Here is a 16,227-nt window from a genome sequence, read left to right on the forward strand (position 1 = left end):
TTTGTAATGTGAATCACAGTAATGACTTACGAGGAAGTCTGGTCAGATTGGGTCGCAATGCAGTCCAGAAACTGCTGACCGAAGTCATCACATTTTTTCTGGCCTACCCCCCAGATTTCCAGGAACTGAGGTAGTGTTTGAGGCTTGTGTCGTGCCAGTTCTCTGAGCGTGGCATCGCCGAAGACCATATACGGTTGAATCCCTTTCTCCCCGGCGATCTGCTTACGCAGTAAGCGCAGGCTTTCGAAGAGATCCTGGTCGACACCTTTCCAGTTTAGTTGGGATAAATCGTTCTTTGGAGCACGATTTGTCTCTGATTTGCTGGTCTCTGTCGTTCGCATCAGCTGCGGAGTGATTTCGCCTTTCAGCAGTTGCCTGCCGGTTTTGGTAATGCGCAGTTGCTGATACTCCGCCGTCTTTGTCAGATATCCCTGGGAGACCAGCTGGTTGATCCAATGTCGAATTGTCGCAAGGCTTTCAGTTTTAAGCAAACCGTAAGTGCTCAACTTGTCATGTCCGTTTGCCAGTACTTTTTTATCTTTCGAGCCTTTCAGGACGGCAGCGGTGTAGGAAGCCCCAAAATTCTGATCCTGTCTGAAAATGGATGACAGGATTTTTTGTCCGATGACCTGGGCGTCTTCGACTTTCTGAAAGTCACCACGACAGAGATCGCAGCCGGTTTCGCAGTCCTGTTCCAGGTCCTGTCCGAAGTGCTGCATCAGGTAACGGTGCCGACAGTCAAATGCATGACAGTAATTCTGCATGGCCTGCAGCGATTGCAGAGCGCTTGCCTTTGATTCATCAGGCTGGTCTTCCAGGATCCGCTTCCAGATCATCGCGTCCTGTTCCGAATAGAGCAGAACGCACTCTGCTTCCAGGCCATCCCGCCCTGCCCGACCACTTTCCTGCTGATAGTTTTCCAGAGACTTGGGTAAGCCGGCATGAATCACATAGCGCACGTTGGGCTTGTCGATTCCCATGCCGAATGCAATCGTGGCGACGATAACATCGACCCGGTCCTGAATAAAGGCTTCCTGATTGGCGGCCCGTTCTCTATCCTCTAACCCCGCGTGGTAGGGGCGTGTTTCATAACCGGCGTCGTTCAGAGATTCACTCAACGATTCCACATCGGCGCGGGAAATACAGTAGATCACACCGGGTTCTCCGGGATGACGATCCAGTACCGCGCAGACCTGATTGAAGCGGTCAGCGCGTCGTGCGACGGAGTAAGTCAGGTTAGGACGATCGAAGGAACCGATCAGGATTTCGGGAGTTTTTAACCCCAGTTGTACGGCGATATCGGAGCGAACTTCTTCAGTCGCAGTTGCTGTATAAGCATGAATGCCACACTGGGGGAAGATGTTTTTCAATTCAGACAGTTCACGATAATGCGGGCGAAAGTCGTGTCCCCACATGCTGACGCAGTGTGCTTCGTCGATGACAATATAAGTCAGGTTGATCTCTGCCAGCAGGCAGAGCATGTTTTCGAGCATCAGCCGTTCGGGGGCGACATACAGGAGTTTGATCTTGCCGGCCCGGACATCGCGCAGGACCTGACGCGATTCTTCCTGGTCCAGGGAACTGTTGAGGCAGGCTGCGGAGATACCACATACGCGAAGTGCATCGACCTGATCTTTCATCAGCGAGATCAGGGGGCTGACTACGACGGCCGTCCCTTCCCTGCAGAGTGCAGGAGCCTGGTAGCAGAGCGATTTTCCTCCGCCTGTCGGGAGTACGACCAACGAATCCCGGTCGTCCAGGACAGCGGTCATGGCTTCCTGCTGCAGAGGACGGAACTCCGCGTAGCCCCAGTATTCGTGCAGCACATCCAGTAAAGCGTCATCCATTCCAGCGCGGGTCATTTTCAATTCCGTATAATCTATATCGTCTGATTCAGGCAGTCAGCGTGTCGATACATATCGTAACGGGTTGCGCAGAAAAGCTAAAGGATGGAATTTGACAGCTCTGAAAAGGTGCTTAAAACACTTCAGGCAGCGGGTCGTAACCATCTACCAGATAATGGGGACGCCCAGAGAGATCGTGGATGGGAGCGGTGTTGTAATCAATGCCCAGATGACGATAGAGCGTAGCGAAGACTTCGCCGAAGTGGATCGGGCGATCAGCGACCTGGGCTCCCAGTCGATCGGTGCTGCCGATGACCTGACCGGTTTTAAAACCGCCGCCAGCCAGCAGTCCGCCACCCACAGCGGGCCAGTGATCGCGTCCGCCATCTTTATTGATTTTGGGAGTCCGGCCAAATTCGCCCCATGCGACGACCGCGACGTCATCCGCCATCCCCCGTTCGTGGAGGTCTTCGATTAACGTAGCTAATCCCTGGTCAAACTGTGGGAGATGAGTGTTTTTTAAGCCGCCAAAATTGTTACTGTGGAAATCCCAGCGACCGAAATTGAGGGTCACAATCCGGGCACCCGCTTCAACCAGCCGCCGTGCCATCAGGAAATGTTCCAGGTTTCTCGGGGCACCATCACCGAAATTTTTCGGATCCCCTTTACCGTAGCGTTCGCGGACGGCAGGATCTTCCTGCGAGAGATCAAGCGCATTAACCAGTCGATTGGATGTCAGGATATTGAACACCTGCTGATTCATGTCGTCCATGCCCTGCATGGAACCGCTGGCGTCGGCTTCGCGTTTGAACTGGTCAAAGGAAGCGAGTAGTTGTTTGCGGTCATTCAGACGTGATTCATCAATTCCGTTCAGAACCATATTCTTGCGCGAAGGGCCTGAAGGACGAAACGCGGAATTGCTGACACCCAGAAAACCAGGCAGACCGGGAGAACCATACGGAGGGTGTCCCGTGTCAGGCGATAATCCAACGAATGGAGGGACAGCAGGATTCGCAGGTCCCTGCAGTTTTGAAACCACAGAACCGATTGAAGGCCATCCACCGGCCGGCTGATTGCGTGTGGTTCGACCTGTATAACAGATAAAGGAGTCGTGGGCACCATTGGGTGAACCATGTACAGAACGCAGGGGAATAATTTTATCAGCGATGTTTCCCAGGCGTGGCAGATGTTCGCAGATCTGAAATCCAGGAACACGGGTCTCTATTGGTCGAAACTCGCCTCGAATCTCAGCCGGAGCATCCATTTTCAGATCATACATGTCCTGGTGTGAGGGGGCACCACACATGTAAATCATGATGACTGCTTTTTGGCGTTTACTGCTGCCTGATTGCGACTCTGCCTGAAGCAACTGAGGCAGACTCATTCCGCCCAGACCCAGTGCGCCGATTTTCAGAATTTCCCGTCGTGAAATGCGATCACAGAGCTTCTTCTCTGGTCCCCAGATTGACAGCATCGGTATTCCTTTCTCAAGGACAGGCAGGAGTTTAGTGGAGCTTTTGTGGTGAGCGAATTTTGGTGTGAATCAATGATCAAGGTTCATTGATGTATTTGATTGTAACACTTCCAATCAGTGATTTCCAAGCCCAATTACTGAAAGTGTGACTGGAAGCGGGAAAAAGATTTACCGCAGTTTCTTCATATATTATCGACCGGCGATACGAAATTAGTAGTGGGGAACTGAGTGACGCCGAAAATAACGGATTGCTGAATTAACTTACCCAGCCGTTAATGTCAGGTGTTAACGCCAGTATTTATGTGCAGTGCAATAAGTTGACATCGAATAAGAGCCCCTTACGAAATTTCAGGATTCCTGCTGAGATCCGCAAAAATAATTTGAAATTTTGAACAAGGCTGCGAAAATGATTGGCAGGGCAATGAAATAACATATACAAGCTTAACGGATAGAAAGCGTTTATTTACAGAGAGATTCTGATCGTTAGAGTTCGGGAGATCGAAAGTGAATCCAACCAAATCTGAAGCGACACCCAAACATGCTCCCCCAGGGAACCAGCCCGGAGACCAGCCGCCGGGCAGAGAAAGTCAGGCAGTATTGCCTGTGCGTTCTTCCAGTTCTGATTCCCTCTCAACTCAATCGAAGTCAACTGCATTTGACCGTTGGCTGATGCGGACCATGCTGAAGCAGGCCGGGAATCCGGAAATCGAGGTCGTTCTATGGGACAAGTCGGTGATCAGCACATCCCCTGTTTCGCCCCGAACACGTGCTGTGATTCATAACCGTAGTACGCTCTATAAAATGCTGATCGACCCCAGTCTGTATTTTGGAGATGCCTATTCGGAGGGCCTGATTGAGGTGGAAGGCGGCCTGGTCAATTTTCATGAAGCGATTGATCGATGTACGCATGCCGTTGATACCAAGCACTTTTATCGAGACGGGTTACGCAGCAGTCTGGCATGGTTGAAACGCAATACGATTGATGCTGCCCGCAGCAATATCCATCATCATTACGATATAGGAAATGATTTTTATCAGCTCTGGCTGGATGAGCAACTGGCATACACCTGTGCCTACTTTGCAGATCCTGAGATGACCCTGGAAGAGGCTCAAATCGCTAAAATGGACCATGTCTGTCGCAAGGTCGGCCTCAAAACTGGTGATACTGTCGTAGAAGCAGGATGTGGCTGGGGGGCTCTGGCGCTGCATATGGCCAGGTATTATGGTGTGAAAGTGAGAGCATTTAATATTTCACGAGAACAACTCAGTTATGCCCGTGATCGAGCCCGGCAAGAAGGTCTCTCGCAGCAGGTGGAATTTGTAGAAGATGACTGGCGCAATATCACCGGGACATACGACGCCTTCGTCTCTGTTGGTATGCTGGAACACGTCGGACTGAAGAATTATCGGCGTTTGGGTGAAGTCATTTCAGGCTGCCTGAGTCCGCAGGGGCGTGGTCTGATTCATTCGATCGGCTGTAATTCGCCGCGAACGCTGGACAGTTGGACGACGCGCCGCATTTTTCCCGGCGCCCATGTACCCAGCTTAAGTGAGATGATGCAGATTTTTGAGCCTCAGAAGTTTTCTGTGCTGGATGTGGAAAACATTCGACTTCATTATGCAATGACGCTGGAGCATTGGCTGCAGCGGTATGAGCAGAATCTCGACCAGGTAAGAGAGATGTTTGATGAAAACTTCATTCGCACCTGGCGTCTCTATCTTTCTGCTTCCATTGCCGCATTTCGTTCGGGGTCATTGCAGTTGTTTCAAGTTGCCTTCACAAAGGGCGACAATCATGAAATTCCCTGGACGCGTGCCGCGCTCTATCCGGAAGAACGCAGGCAGTCCAGACGGGGTGAGCAGACGTAATGCAATCTGAAAGCTGCGATGTACTGATTGTGGGAGGGGGACCGGGAGGTTCTTCCTGCGCATGGGGGCTGCAGGATTCAGGGCTGGATGTTCTAATCCTCGATCAGGCAACCTTTCCGCGAGATAAAGTCTGCGCCGGCTGGATTACACCGGCAGTCACTGATCTGCTGAACCTGGATTTATCTGACTATCAGAAGTCTCATGTTCTGCAACCCATTACCCGCTTTCGGACCGGGATCATCGGTGGTGCTGCGGTTCAAACAGAGTTTACACAGACCGTCAGTTATGGGATTCGGCGTTGTGAATTCGATGAGTACCTTTTAAGCCGTTGTGGAGCAAGAACACGACTGGGTGAGAAATTTCAATCACTGGAACGGACGGAGAACGGTTGGCTGGTAAATGGAAGCCTGCAGGCAAAAGTGATCGTAGGTGCGGGAGGACATTTTTGTCCGGTGGCCCGCTGGTTAAATCCCGAGAAACGGTCTGAGCATTCCGTTGTGCTGGCGCAGGAGACGGAATTTCAACTGACTCCAGAACAGTTAAAGGTCTGCCGTGTACAGCCAGAGCGGCCTGAACTGTATTTCAGCCCTGATTTACGAGGCTATGCCTGGTGTTTTTTAAAAGACGGTTATCTCAATGTGGGCATAGGTCGAGAAGGAGAAAAGCAGCTTTCTGCGGCACGCGACGAGTTTATTCAGTTTCTGGATTTGGAGGGACGCGTTCCCCGGGGGATCCTGGGTAAATTTAAAGGACATGCTTACCGACTGTATGGTCTTGAGAAACGTTCAGTCGTAGACGATCGTATTTTGCTGATTGGAGATGCCGCCGGTCTGGCTTCACCTCAAAGTGGAGAAGGAATTCGGCCTGCTGTTGAGTCTGGTCTGATGGCCGCCGATGTGTTGCAGCAATGTCAGTCCAGCTATCACATACAACATTTGCAGAATTATGAGCAGAAAATCCTGGATCGGTTTGGCCCCTGGCCTGACAAACCTGTCGACAGTATTCTGCCTGCACGCATTCGTCAGTTTCTGGGCAGGCATCTGATGTCCACTCACTGGTTCACGCGAAATGTGCTGCTGGGACGCTGGTTTTTACAACAGCATCTGCCACCTCTGGTACGCAGTTGAGTTCTGCGCCCCATAATTCAGAGTTGAGAGAAATCCCGGTCAACTCAGGCGAGACCATTCGAGCTCAATCCCCTGCTTCGTGAGTGATGTCTGAAACTCCTGTAGTTTTTCTGGCGTGTTTCGAATCTCACGTGGCGTCGTCTGGCTGGCAATTGCGTGTGCACAGATCGCTCCAGCCGCTTCTCCAATCGACCACTCTACTGGATGCAGACGATAACAGCCGTTTGAGATATGTGTGGTTCCGATATTTTTGCAGCCGGGAATCAGGTTCTCGACCCGTTCCGGGATCATGGCTCCCAGGGGGATCTGGAAGGGGACGCTTCCCATGTCGATGTAATTATCACCGCCGGAACTGGGGTGCAGGTCCAGATGGTAGTAGCCGATTCCAACAGAATCAGGGAACGGTTTTGCCAGCAGTGGTTTGTGATCTTTGCCCAGAGCTTTAAGGCGTTCTGAGTGGGTCAGGTCCTGTTCTTTGATTGTGGTTTCAGCGCGGATGCGACGTGACTCCCGGATGTAAGGATATTTGGCCAGACCGTCTTCCGTGCCAGTGATGTCCCTGCGCAGGCGCAGACCTGGCCAGCCTTCTCCCCCATCAGGACGGGGGGCTTCAGTTTGTAGCCAATACAAAAGAGACAGGCTGAGTTGCTTGGCAGCCTTGAGCTGTTTCGTACGTTCGGCAGGAGAAACATCAGTGATGTTTCCCAGCATGTAATCGTTTTGAGGCCAATTAATGACAGTTATATCACTGTCATAAGAGCCCGGCGTGAAATTATTGCGGTCAATCATCCGCCGGTACAGCCAGAGGTTCAGAGAGCGAGTCTTCGGAGCGGGAGTTTCTTTTCCACAAGGAACAAACGAGAGTGCCTTCGGCTCTAATGTTCGAGGAGAAGAATATGAGAGCGATAGAATTTTACCTGACCAGGCGGGCGTCAAAGGTGGTGTATGATCTTTCCAGAAGCCGTACATCGCTGGCTTGTCTATGGTATGGTCTTCCCCTGCCAGATGGTCGATGGCGAAACAATGTGTGAATGACTGGATGTTCTGAGGATTCGCTTTCTCGGGAGCATGCGGTTCCCCCGTTTCTGCCTGGGATTCTGCGCCGAGGACATATTCAGTTTTGGTTAATGGAAGCAGGTCCCCTTCTTCGCTGGCATCAATGAAGTACCTGGCATGCAATGTGACAGGGTGTCCTGCTCCCTCAGTCTGACAGGTGACGGAAGTGATTCTATCACCCGACAGTTCGGCAGACAGCGGTTCTGTATTGAGCAGGAGCGTCAGTTGACCGCTACTGATGGCAGGAGCCAGCATCGATTGCAGAGCCGCGATTCCGACTTTTGGTTCATGGCAGACGCGGGACACCGAGCCATTGCCCGGATTCAGGTTGATTGTTTTGCGGGCTTTGCTGGTTAACGGATAGTGTTGCTTATAATACTCGCGAATCAGTGTTCGCAGTTTTGCATACGATTTGGTACGGCCAAACGACTCGATCCACTGGTGTTCGTCGGGGGGAACTGCCTGTTGAGAGATCTGCCCGCCAATCCAGTCTGTTGGTTCGGTCAGAATCACCTGAGCACCATTTCGACAGGCTGCCAGGGCAGCAGCACAGCCCCCCAGTCCTGCCCCGATGATGACAATATCAGCAGACGTCTCACGGGGTTCTGCTGCAGAACAGGAGCGTGATTCTAATGCATGCAGAAAATCGAGGCTGAAGATTCCTGTACCATAGATACCAAAGCTCTGTAAAAAACGTCGTCGATGCATATTCATGATATTCAAATTTATGAAGAAAGGGATAGCGATCAGGCAGGTTCAAAAAGACAACAGGCAATGACAGTCTGCTGTTTCCTAACTATATTAAGTATATCGTAGCTAATCTGCCAGTTGGAAGTGATAAATGGAAAGCTGAGATAGTTTGAAACGGGAATCTATTAACGTTCAACGGTCTGGAATGGTTATGAAGTATCTTCAATGTCTGATGTACCTGCTGTTGCTGCTGGGAGTGCCTCGGCTGATTCTGGCTGCGGAATATTTTCAGATACAGGTTATTGATTCTGAATCGAAACGCGGAATTCCTCTGGTCGAACTGAAAACAGTCAATCAGATATTGCACGTCACTGACAGTAATGGCATCGCTGCAATCAACGAACCAGGGTTAATGCATCAGGAGGTCTACTTCCATGTTCGCAGTCACGGATATGAGTTTCCCGCTGACGGGTTTGGATATCAAGGGAAAAAAATTCAGGTCAGTCCCGGAGGAAAAGCCATTCTGAAAATGAAACGGGTTAACCTCGCAGAACGATTGTACCGACTGACAGGAGAAGGCATTTATCGTGACAGTCTTCTGACTGATGCTGACATTCCCATCGCGCAGCCTGTATTGAATGGTAAAGTGCTTGGTTCCGACAGTGTCGTGAATGTAAAGTTCAAAAATCGTGTGTACTGGTTCTGGGGAGATACGATTTTCCCCGGCTATCCATTAGGAAACTTTTCTGTACCAGGTGCTGTTTCTGATTTGCCCGGTCAGGGAGGACTGCCGATTCAACAAGGCGTCAATCTGAATTATTTTCTGGATCAGAACGGTTTCGCTAAGAAAACGTGTGATATGCCTGGTCCCGGACCCACCTGGATTGATGGACTGGTAGTGGTACGTGACGATCAGGGAAACGAACGAATGTTTGCGAAATACGTCAAAATCAAAGGGCTGTTGACCGCCTATGAACGGGGGCTGGTCGAATTCAATGATCAGCAGAAAGTCTTTGAAAAGCGAAAGGTATTTGATTTCGATGCCCCGCTCTATCCGGTAGGACATCCGGTGAAATATGAAATGTCAGGTCATGACTATATTCTGTTTGGACTGGCAGTCCCGCTGATTCGTGTACCGGCGAATCCGGATGCGCTGGCTGACTTGAAACAATATGAGACTTATTCCTACCTGATGCCGGGATCAGAAGCCGAAAACTGGAAAGTCGACCGGGATGAATCGGGAGCGTTACGCTATCAGTGGCGGAAGAATGTGACTCCCTTAACCAGTGAGTTGGAGGAAAAACTGATCCAGCAGAAGAAGCTGTCAAAACAGGAACAATACTTTCAGCTGCGTGATATCGAAACCAAAGAGAGAATCGAGATCCAGAACAGTTCGGTCGCCTGGAATGAGTTTCGTGGCAAATGGACGATGATCGGGCTACAGAAATTCGGGACTTCCGTTTTGGGCGAAATCTGGTACTCCGAAGCGGCGAGTCCGTTGGGGCCGTGGAAATGGGGACGGAAGATTGTCACGCATGACAAATACAGCTTTTATAATCCGAAACAACATCCCCTGTTTGCCCGAGAGAAAGGCCGCCTGATTTATTTTGAAGGCACTTACACCGCTCTGTTCTCAGGAAACGAAGTCAAGACCCCACGCTATGATTACAACCAGATTATGTATCAGCTGGACTTGTCAGATCCACGACTGGCGGCAGAACTGTTTGAGAAATGAAATTACTGTCGGGAAATAAAATCACAGAGACGAAATCGGGGAACTTCGTCTCTGTGTTCTGGTTGCATTCAGAGCCGGGCTCATGAATCTTTATTCAACAGTTTGTCCATCAGGAATTCGTCTGAAGTTGCATATTTTTTCGACTTGGAAACTCCACGAATCAACAGGTGGCACTCGGTTCCGACTTTGTCGGCTTTCTCTTTCATTTTGACGCCATACACGGGGTGATGAATTCCGTGTCCTGCATTTTCAGAAGGCAGCTTCATATTATTGTTGTAGGTCATCAACAATGGAGGATCATCGGCGGTCAGGTGATTGTAGGGTGAGAATTCCTTGTAGAGCGCTTCGTGCTGTTTGTAATTCTCCATCACTTCATCCATGCTTTTTCCGCCGACCGATTTATAGATCATCGCATGTTTGAGTACATTCGGACCCAGCCAGGGTTCAATGACTTTCGGATCAATCGAAGTCTGCCCGGCTGCCACGGCTGCGGCTGTGACACGGGTTGATTCCCGCAGGACAGGATCTTTGGCTTCGGGATCTGCCAGATCATCATGATATAAAAGCCACATGGAAGTGCAGGCACCGGCACTGCCGCCGGTTAAAGCGATACGTTCTTTATCAATGTTCCATTCACCGGCTTTGGAACGAATGAACTGAATGGCGCGAGCGGCATCGTGTACGGGAGCGGGAAGTGGTGCTTCTCCCGTCAGTCGGTAATTAATGGAAGCAAAGGAAATCCCTTTGTCAAGAAAAGGCTGGATGTTGCGAACACGATCTTTGTCGCCGCCGATCCAGCCACCGCCATGAATATAAACCAGCAGCGGGCGTGGTCCGTCTCCTTCGGCCTGCCAGAAATCAAGCTTGTTCATCTTGGAAGGACCGTAAGAAACGTCAGCTTGTGTCGGCGGAGGGTTCTTGGGTTTATCCGCTGCGAGAGCCATAGAAGAGGTTAAGGTGAAAATGATAATCAAAGGAAATAAGGGACGCTGCATAAAATTGTATCCTTTAAAATACTTACATTTCTAGAATGACTGAATCGGATTCTACCAGATAGCACAGCTCAACATAGATCGCTGAAAGTGATTTTGCTGCGGTCAATGAGACCTCGGTTTAATTCTCTATTCTGAGGAGTTTTATTACATGGATCAACAGGTTATGATGCGATCTTAATTATTTAGGAAGAATATTGACTACGTTCATTATAAATATGAGTGGAGCGAATGGATATGAAAAGTCTGAGTTGTCTGGGAATGGTGAGTTGCATTTTGATCGCTGTCGTTCAGGGAGCATTGGCGGAGTCGAGTTCCGAAGGTCCCCGAGAGCTCTGGAAGCAGATTGCACCTTACTTTGAACCCGCGGAAGAATTCAAAGGTGATCTGGGCAATTATCAAAGCCCCTTGAAATTCTATGATGGTCGTCCCGTGAAGACACCAGAAGACTGGCAGGCACGCCGACAGGAAATTCTGAAGACCTGGCATCAGAAAATGGGCGCTTGGCCTCCGGTCAATGAGCACCCTGAGGTTGAATATCTGAAAGAGGAAAGACGGGGAGATCTTACTCAATACACGGTGCGTTTTAATATTGCACCCGGGCACCCTAATACCGGCTATCTGTTGATTCCGGAAGGGGCAAAACCGGATCACAGCAGGCCCGCCGTTCTGGTCGTTTATTATGAACCGGAGACAGGGGTCGGCTTGAAGGGAGAGAATCGGGACTTCGCGTTACAATTGGCGAAAAGGGGATTCGTGACTTTTTCTATCGGTCATGATTACTCACTCTATTACCCCAATCGGGAACAGGCAGAAATTCAGCCTCTTTCAGCGCTGGCTTATGGAGCTGCGAATGCTTTCCATGTCCTCGCCAATCGAAAAGAAGTGGATTCCAAGCGGATCGGAATTGTCGGCCATTCCTATGGTGGTAAATGGGCGATGTTCGCTTCCTGTCTGTACGACAAATTTGCGTGTGCCGCCTGGTCGGATGGAGGAATCGTGTTTGACGAAAGCCGTCCCAGTGTCAATTACTGGGAACCCTGGTATCTGGGTTATGAAGGCCCTGATTTTCGCAAACGCGGTTTACCGACCAAAGAGAATCCCCGCACCGGTTTGTATAAAGAACTCATCAAAGAAGGTCATGATCTGCATGAGCTGCATGCTTTGATGGCACCTCGCCCCTTCCTGGTTTCGGGAGGGGCTGAAGATCAGCCAAAACAGTGGCGGGCCTTGAACCACACAATTGCCGTGAATCGTTTTCTGGGTTACGAAAACCGCGTGGCGATGACCAACCGCGAAAAACATGCTCCTGATCCTCAGTCGAACGAGCAGATGTACCAGTTCTTTGAATACTGGCTCATGCCGAATCAGGCAGGAAAGAAATAAACAGACTGCTCTTTTCAGTTTTACACTATGTTATGCCGCATATAATTGCGTCTCGGGAGACCGTGCATCTTAATGTTGTTAAGTAAAGTGCAAGGTTAATTTGTGTCAAAAAAACTGCCCCTGATAAAAAATAATCAGAACAGGACGCATGTTACCTCACCAAAGGCGGTTACTTATGAAGGGGAATGGCACTTCCTTATTTTAAGAAAAAATATATCAGAACCGCAGTTTCTGTCCGGTGTTAAATCTATCGCCAGGAGTTAGTGTTTGCTTTTACACGTAGTCTTATTTAAAATTGAGCTTGGAGTATTTCGTCCTGTTCCCCGCCTGAATCGTTCTTGCCCTCACTCACGCCTTTAACTTATTCCTGCTTGAGTTGTCATCAGAGTTGTATTGCGCATGATTTACAACCTGAATCTATACTTGTTTCGTTATCATTTTTGGAGATCATTTGAATGATAGACAGCGCTCGGTCTACTCGGCGTGGTTTCACGCTGATTGAATTATTAGTCGTTATCGCAATTATTGCGATTTTAATCGCACTCCTGTTACCTGCCGTCCAGCAGGCCCGTGAAGCCGCACGTCGATCAACGTGTAAAAACAATCTGAAACAGATTGGTCTGGCATTGCACAATTACCATGAAACTCACTCCTGCTTTCCTCCCGGGGGAATTGGCTGGACCTTCACCGCGTCCTCTTTCGATAACCCGCAGTTGAACAGCATGGGGCCAATGGTCATGATATTGCCTTTCATGGATATGGCTAATATTTATAACCAATTTGATTTCAGCTTGAGTTATGCCAACCCCGCAAATGTTGGATTGGCAGCGAATATTATTCCGACTTACCTCTGTCCTTCTTACTCGGGTGAAACGGTTATTTCAGAACATGGTTACCGGGGCTGGAATACCAGTACCAAAAAAGCCATCACAAATTATCTGGGAGTGGCCGGTTATGCATCGACTGGTGCCCAGGTGGGAATCAGAAACAGTACCAGTCTGCCGGCAAATCAACGAGGTATCTTCTGGCCGAACAGCAATACCCGCATGCGAGACATTACCGATGGATCTTCCAATACATTCATCTTTGGTGAATTCAAGCCTTCGATTATGTCGGATGTGGGTTGGGGATCGAATGGTGCATGTTATGATAATCGCTGCAGCCCGTGGGTACGTGGAATTACCCTGGAAGGTAGTGGCGCTGTGAAAGTCATGCGTTACGGGCCAAATCAGGTGTTTCCAAAGACCGCGTACATCAATGACTGGACCGTAGTACCCTTCAGCTCGCAACACGTGGGTGGGGTTCACATGCTGAATGCCGATGGCGGCGTTGTGTTTGTCAGTGAAAACATTGATATCAACAACTGGCGCTATCGAGGCAGTATGGCCGACGGTCAAGTGCTGGGAGAGTAATTATGCAGTGTTCGACTTCACTAAAACTGATCCCTGTTTTGATTCTTAGCTTTACTCTTTCTGCATGTGGAAGCGGTCTATCCGACACACCTCCCATGGCTCCGGTAAAAGGTGTGGTGACATTGGATGGAAAGCCATTGACGACTGGCACGATCCAGTTTACTCCCGATAAAGACCGGGGAACCACCGGGAGAATGGCACTGGGCGGGATCAAGGAAGACGGGACGTTTGAGTTAATGGGCGATGGAGCGCAGGTGGGCCATCATCTGGTTTCAATTGAGTGTTATGAATCGTCTGCGTTTGATCCGAATCAACCTGTGAATCAGGCTCCCAAGTCATTGATTCCTCTGATGTACACAGACCCGAAAAAAAGTGAAATCACAGCCCAGGTTCAAGCGGGTGAAGAAAATCACTTTACCTTCGAACTCAAGAGTAAGCCTTAGGTTTCTCCATACTCAGTGATCAAAAACGCCGCTTCTCCTTTTGGGAGAGTGCGGCGTTTTTTCATGTTTTCTACCTCTAATTCACAACACATCTGTAAAGTCAGACTAAAGCAGCTTACTGGTATAACACGAAAGGTTTTTATAATCGAAATAGAAAACACTGATAAAGAGCTGCATTTTGGGTATTATCAGTTTAAAAACAATTTTTTGAATATGTTCCAGTAGTCATGGTTTCGATTCCGAGAATGAAAGCTACAGCACTATAATCTGTGGCGTTCTTGAATCTGTTTTGCATTTAAGCTGCAACAGAGATTTCTGAGAATTACAGAGACTCCTGCCAAATGAAAAGTGCTTTTACCCTATATCAATTTTAAGCCAGAAGTGAGACTCAAATGACACAGCCTGCCTTACCTGCAATCAAGGACTTCAAACTGACTGGAATTATCTTATGTGTCATCGGCGTTATTTCGCTGATTACGCCGCTGATTGCCGGTATCGCTGTAGTATATATGATTGGCGCTTTTTTACTGTTGGGGGGGATATTATATGTATTGCAGTCGATGCAGGTGGGAGATGTTGCAGGGAAAACTTTCCACGTGATCCTGGGAGCTCTGATTATGCTCGGAGGACTCTCTCTGTTGTTTCATCCATTATATGGACTGGAACTACTGACACTGATCATGGCGGTATTTTTTGTCTTTGAGGGAGTCTGGAAGATCATTATGTCACTGGGAATCCGGCCTGCTGCCGGCTGGGGACGCATTCTTTTCAGTGGCGTGATCTCATTACTCTTAGGAGGCCTGATCTCGGGCCAGTGGCCTGTCTCAGGAATGTGGGCAGTGGGTACGCTGGTGGGAGTAGACTTTCTGCTGACTGGCTTTTTCCTGATCAGCCTGGCGAATCAATCGACCGGAGGAAGTTCAGGCCCTTCCGATACAATCGACGTGTAACCCAATGCTGTTGGATGAGAATTTCGTTCCCGACCTTCCACTGTCTCCATTACTGTTTGGGCGGTAATTCCGGGAGTTCGGGAATCGCGGGTGGCACAGCGGGTTTAAGGACTTTCACATCAGTCTTGGATTGATCCTGTTTTGGGAAGCTTTTACTTCCCAGTTGCGCTGTGCGGTCTGGTGACATCCGGTTCCGGTAGATCACCAGGCCATCGATGGCATGATACAGGGCTGAGTAATCGACGGGTTCATCTTTATTGTTGATGATATCATTTGCCAACAGCGAAACTGCTTTCCGCACCCATTCTTCATTCAGGCGATCGTCTGGAAGTGCCATCATCAGGAATTCCAGAGTGTGACCTGTGGTTTCCAGACGTTCCTGAAAATTTTCGCTGGCACTTTTCTGGAAGAAGTAGTCGTAAGAAAAAGATCCGTCCAGATTCTGCATCGCCTTGGCTGCTTCAATGTGTTTCTGAATTTTCTGATCTGCTTCCAGCCAGTAACTCCGCAGGCGTTGACCTGAATTCTGATAAGTGTTCCTGGCATATGCCAGAGCGAACAAGGCGTGTGTTCCGCCACATGCCGATTCATTTGACAGCGTGGCATTCTGCATATAAACCAGATCATCCATGTGCCATTCTTCCCCGTTTTTGTCTTCCCATACGGCGTCGGGGCCGAGATAATGCACCAGTCCCCAGAGTGACCAGGTAACTTCTTCGTTCTCCTGGACCTCTTTCTGCGCATTGGCAACGATGTCCGCTACGGTGATCGGACCATCGGGTGTCTGGAACTCATGATCAAGTGGAACATCGGCCATGGCTAGAATTGCCAGTGACTGATTTTTATGGCCTTCGAAAGCATTTGATTTGGTATAAGGATGAGCGCGGCCGCCGAACTCCGTTTTCTGGAACCAGGGTTCATTGTCAAATGTGGGACCGGAGGAGATCCACTCCAATGCATTGACAACTTTGCCATCCTTTTTGATCTGGTAGTCTTTCCGAAATGCCAGCATTCCATGGTATATCTCCCACGGGGAATGTTCTTCTGATGCCAGATAATGCTGACGGGCAATTTCAATTGCCTGTTCTACTTTGGGTAGAAGTTCTTCGGGGGACTCCAGATTTTCCATGCCGGTAATGCTGGGAGCCTGACTGGCGGAAGGTTCTGATTCACTGCAACCATAGAAAAAGAGATTGCTGGAGCACAAAAGTACCAGAAGGGAAAGACGCAGAGTAAAGCTCATGATTGT

General features: G+C 49.4%; 12 protein-coding genes. 7 read left to right on the forward strand and 5 right to left on the reverse strand.

The window, feature by feature from the left end; translation table 11 throughout:
- Nucleotides 1-26 precede the first annotated feature (26 nt).
- Nucleotides 27-1,862: a DNA helicase RecQ gene (gene recQ / locus GmarT_RS12885; protein ID WP_002648546.1), complete on the reverse strand. Its 1,836-nt coding sequence runs from the start codon at nt 1,860-1,862 to the stop codon at nt 27-29.
- Between the two features lie 115 nt (nt 1,863-1,977).
- Complete coding sequence (locus GmarT_RS12890; protein ID WP_002648545.1) at nt 1,978-3,318, reverse strand: DUF1501 domain-containing protein; 1,341 nt, start codon at nt 3,316-3,318, stop codon at nt 1,978-1,980.
- A gap of 504 nt (nt 3,319-3,822) precedes the next feature.
- On the opposite strand from GmarT_RS12890, the gene GmarT_RS12895 reads away from it, so the two are divergent.
- Both GmarT_RS12895 and GmarT_RS12900 read left to right on the forward strand, forming a co-directional pair.
- Complete coding sequence (locus GmarT_RS12895; protein ID WP_002648544.1) at nt 3,823-5,187, forward strand: SAM-dependent methyltransferase; 1,365 nt, start codon at nt 3,823-3,825, stop codon at nt 5,185-5,187.
- The gene (locus tag GmarT_RS12900) at nt 5,187-6,314 is read left to right on the forward strand and encodes an NAD(P)/FAD-dependent oxidoreductase (protein ID WP_002648543.1); all 1,128 of its coding nucleotides are present in this window, start codon (nt 5,187-5,189) and stop codon (nt 6,312-6,314) included. Before GmarT_RS12895 ends, GmarT_RS12900 begins: the two co-directional genes overlap by 1 nt.
- A 39-nt stretch (nt 6,315-6,353) precedes the next feature.
- On the opposite strand, the gene GmarT_RS12905 is transcribed toward GmarT_RS12900, so the two are convergent.
- On the reverse strand, nt 6,354-8,084 hold the full coding sequence (locus GmarT_RS12905) for an FAD-dependent oxidoreductase (protein ID WP_002648542.1): 1,731 nt from the start codon (nt 8,082-8,084) through the stop codon (nt 6,354-6,356).
- Nucleotides 8,085-8,271: 187 nt separating this feature from the next.
- Between GmarT_RS12905 and GmarT_RS12910 the strand changes: the two genes are divergently transcribed.
- Nucleotides 8,272-9,795 carry a glycoside hydrolase family 183 protein gene (locus GmarT_RS12910; protein ID WP_002648541.1) on the forward strand — a complete coding sequence of 508 codons (1,524 nt, stop codon included), beginning with the start codon at nt 8,272-8,274 and terminating at the stop codon, nt 9,793-9,795.
- Nucleotides 9,796-9,875: 80 nt separating this feature from the next.
- Here the strand turns inward: GmarT_RS12910 and GmarT_RS12915 are convergent, their stop codons facing one another.
- Nucleotides 9,876-10,790, reverse strand: a complete 915-nt coding sequence (locus GmarT_RS12915) for an alpha/beta hydrolase (protein ID WP_002648539.1) — start codon at nt 10,788-10,790, stop codon at nt 9,876-9,878.
- A 234-nt stretch (nt 10,791-11,024) separates the two neighbouring features.
- Here GmarT_RS12915 and GmarT_RS12920 point away from each other — a divergent pair, with 234 nt between their 5' ends.
- The 4 genes from GmarT_RS12920 to GmarT_RS12935 all read left to right on the forward strand — a co-directional run bounded on the left by GmarT_RS12920 (nt 11,025) and on the right by GmarT_RS12935 (nt 14,978).
- Complete coding sequence (locus GmarT_RS12920) at nt 11,025-12,173, forward strand: prolyl oligopeptidase family serine peptidase (RefSeq protein WP_198139444.1); 1,149 nt, start codon at nt 11,025-11,027, stop codon at nt 12,171-12,173.
- 455 nt (nt 12,174-12,628) lie between these two features.
- Nucleotides 12,629-13,585: a DUF1559 domain-containing protein gene (locus GmarT_RS12925; protein ID WP_002648537.1), complete on the forward strand. Its 957-nt coding sequence runs from the start codon at nt 12,629-12,631 to the stop codon at nt 13,583-13,585.
- A gap of 95 nt (nt 13,586-13,680) precedes the next feature.
- Entirely contained in the window at nt 13,681-14,028 is a 348-nt protein-coding gene (locus GmarT_RS12930; protein ID WP_002648536.1) for a hypothetical protein, read from the forward strand.
- 392 nt (nt 14,029-14,420) lie between these two features.
- On the forward strand, nt 14,421-14,978 hold the full coding sequence (locus tag GmarT_RS12935) for an HdeD family acid-resistance protein (RefSeq protein ID WP_002648535.1): 558 nt from the start codon (nt 14,421-14,423) through the stop codon (nt 14,976-14,978).
- A 49-nt stretch (nt 14,979-15,027) separates the two neighbouring features.
- Here the strand turns inward: GmarT_RS12935 and GmarT_RS12940 are convergent, their stop codons facing one another.
- Entirely contained in the window at nt 15,028-16,221 is a 1,194-nt protein-coding gene (locus GmarT_RS12940; protein ID WP_002648534.1) for a hypothetical protein, read from the reverse strand.
- Nucleotides 16,222-16,227 lie beyond the last annotated feature (6 nt).

The sequence above is a fragment of the Gimesia maris genome (assembly GCF_008298035.1).
GTDB lineage: Bacteria > Planctomycetota > Planctomycetia > Planctomycetales > Planctomycetaceae > Gimesia > Gimesia maris.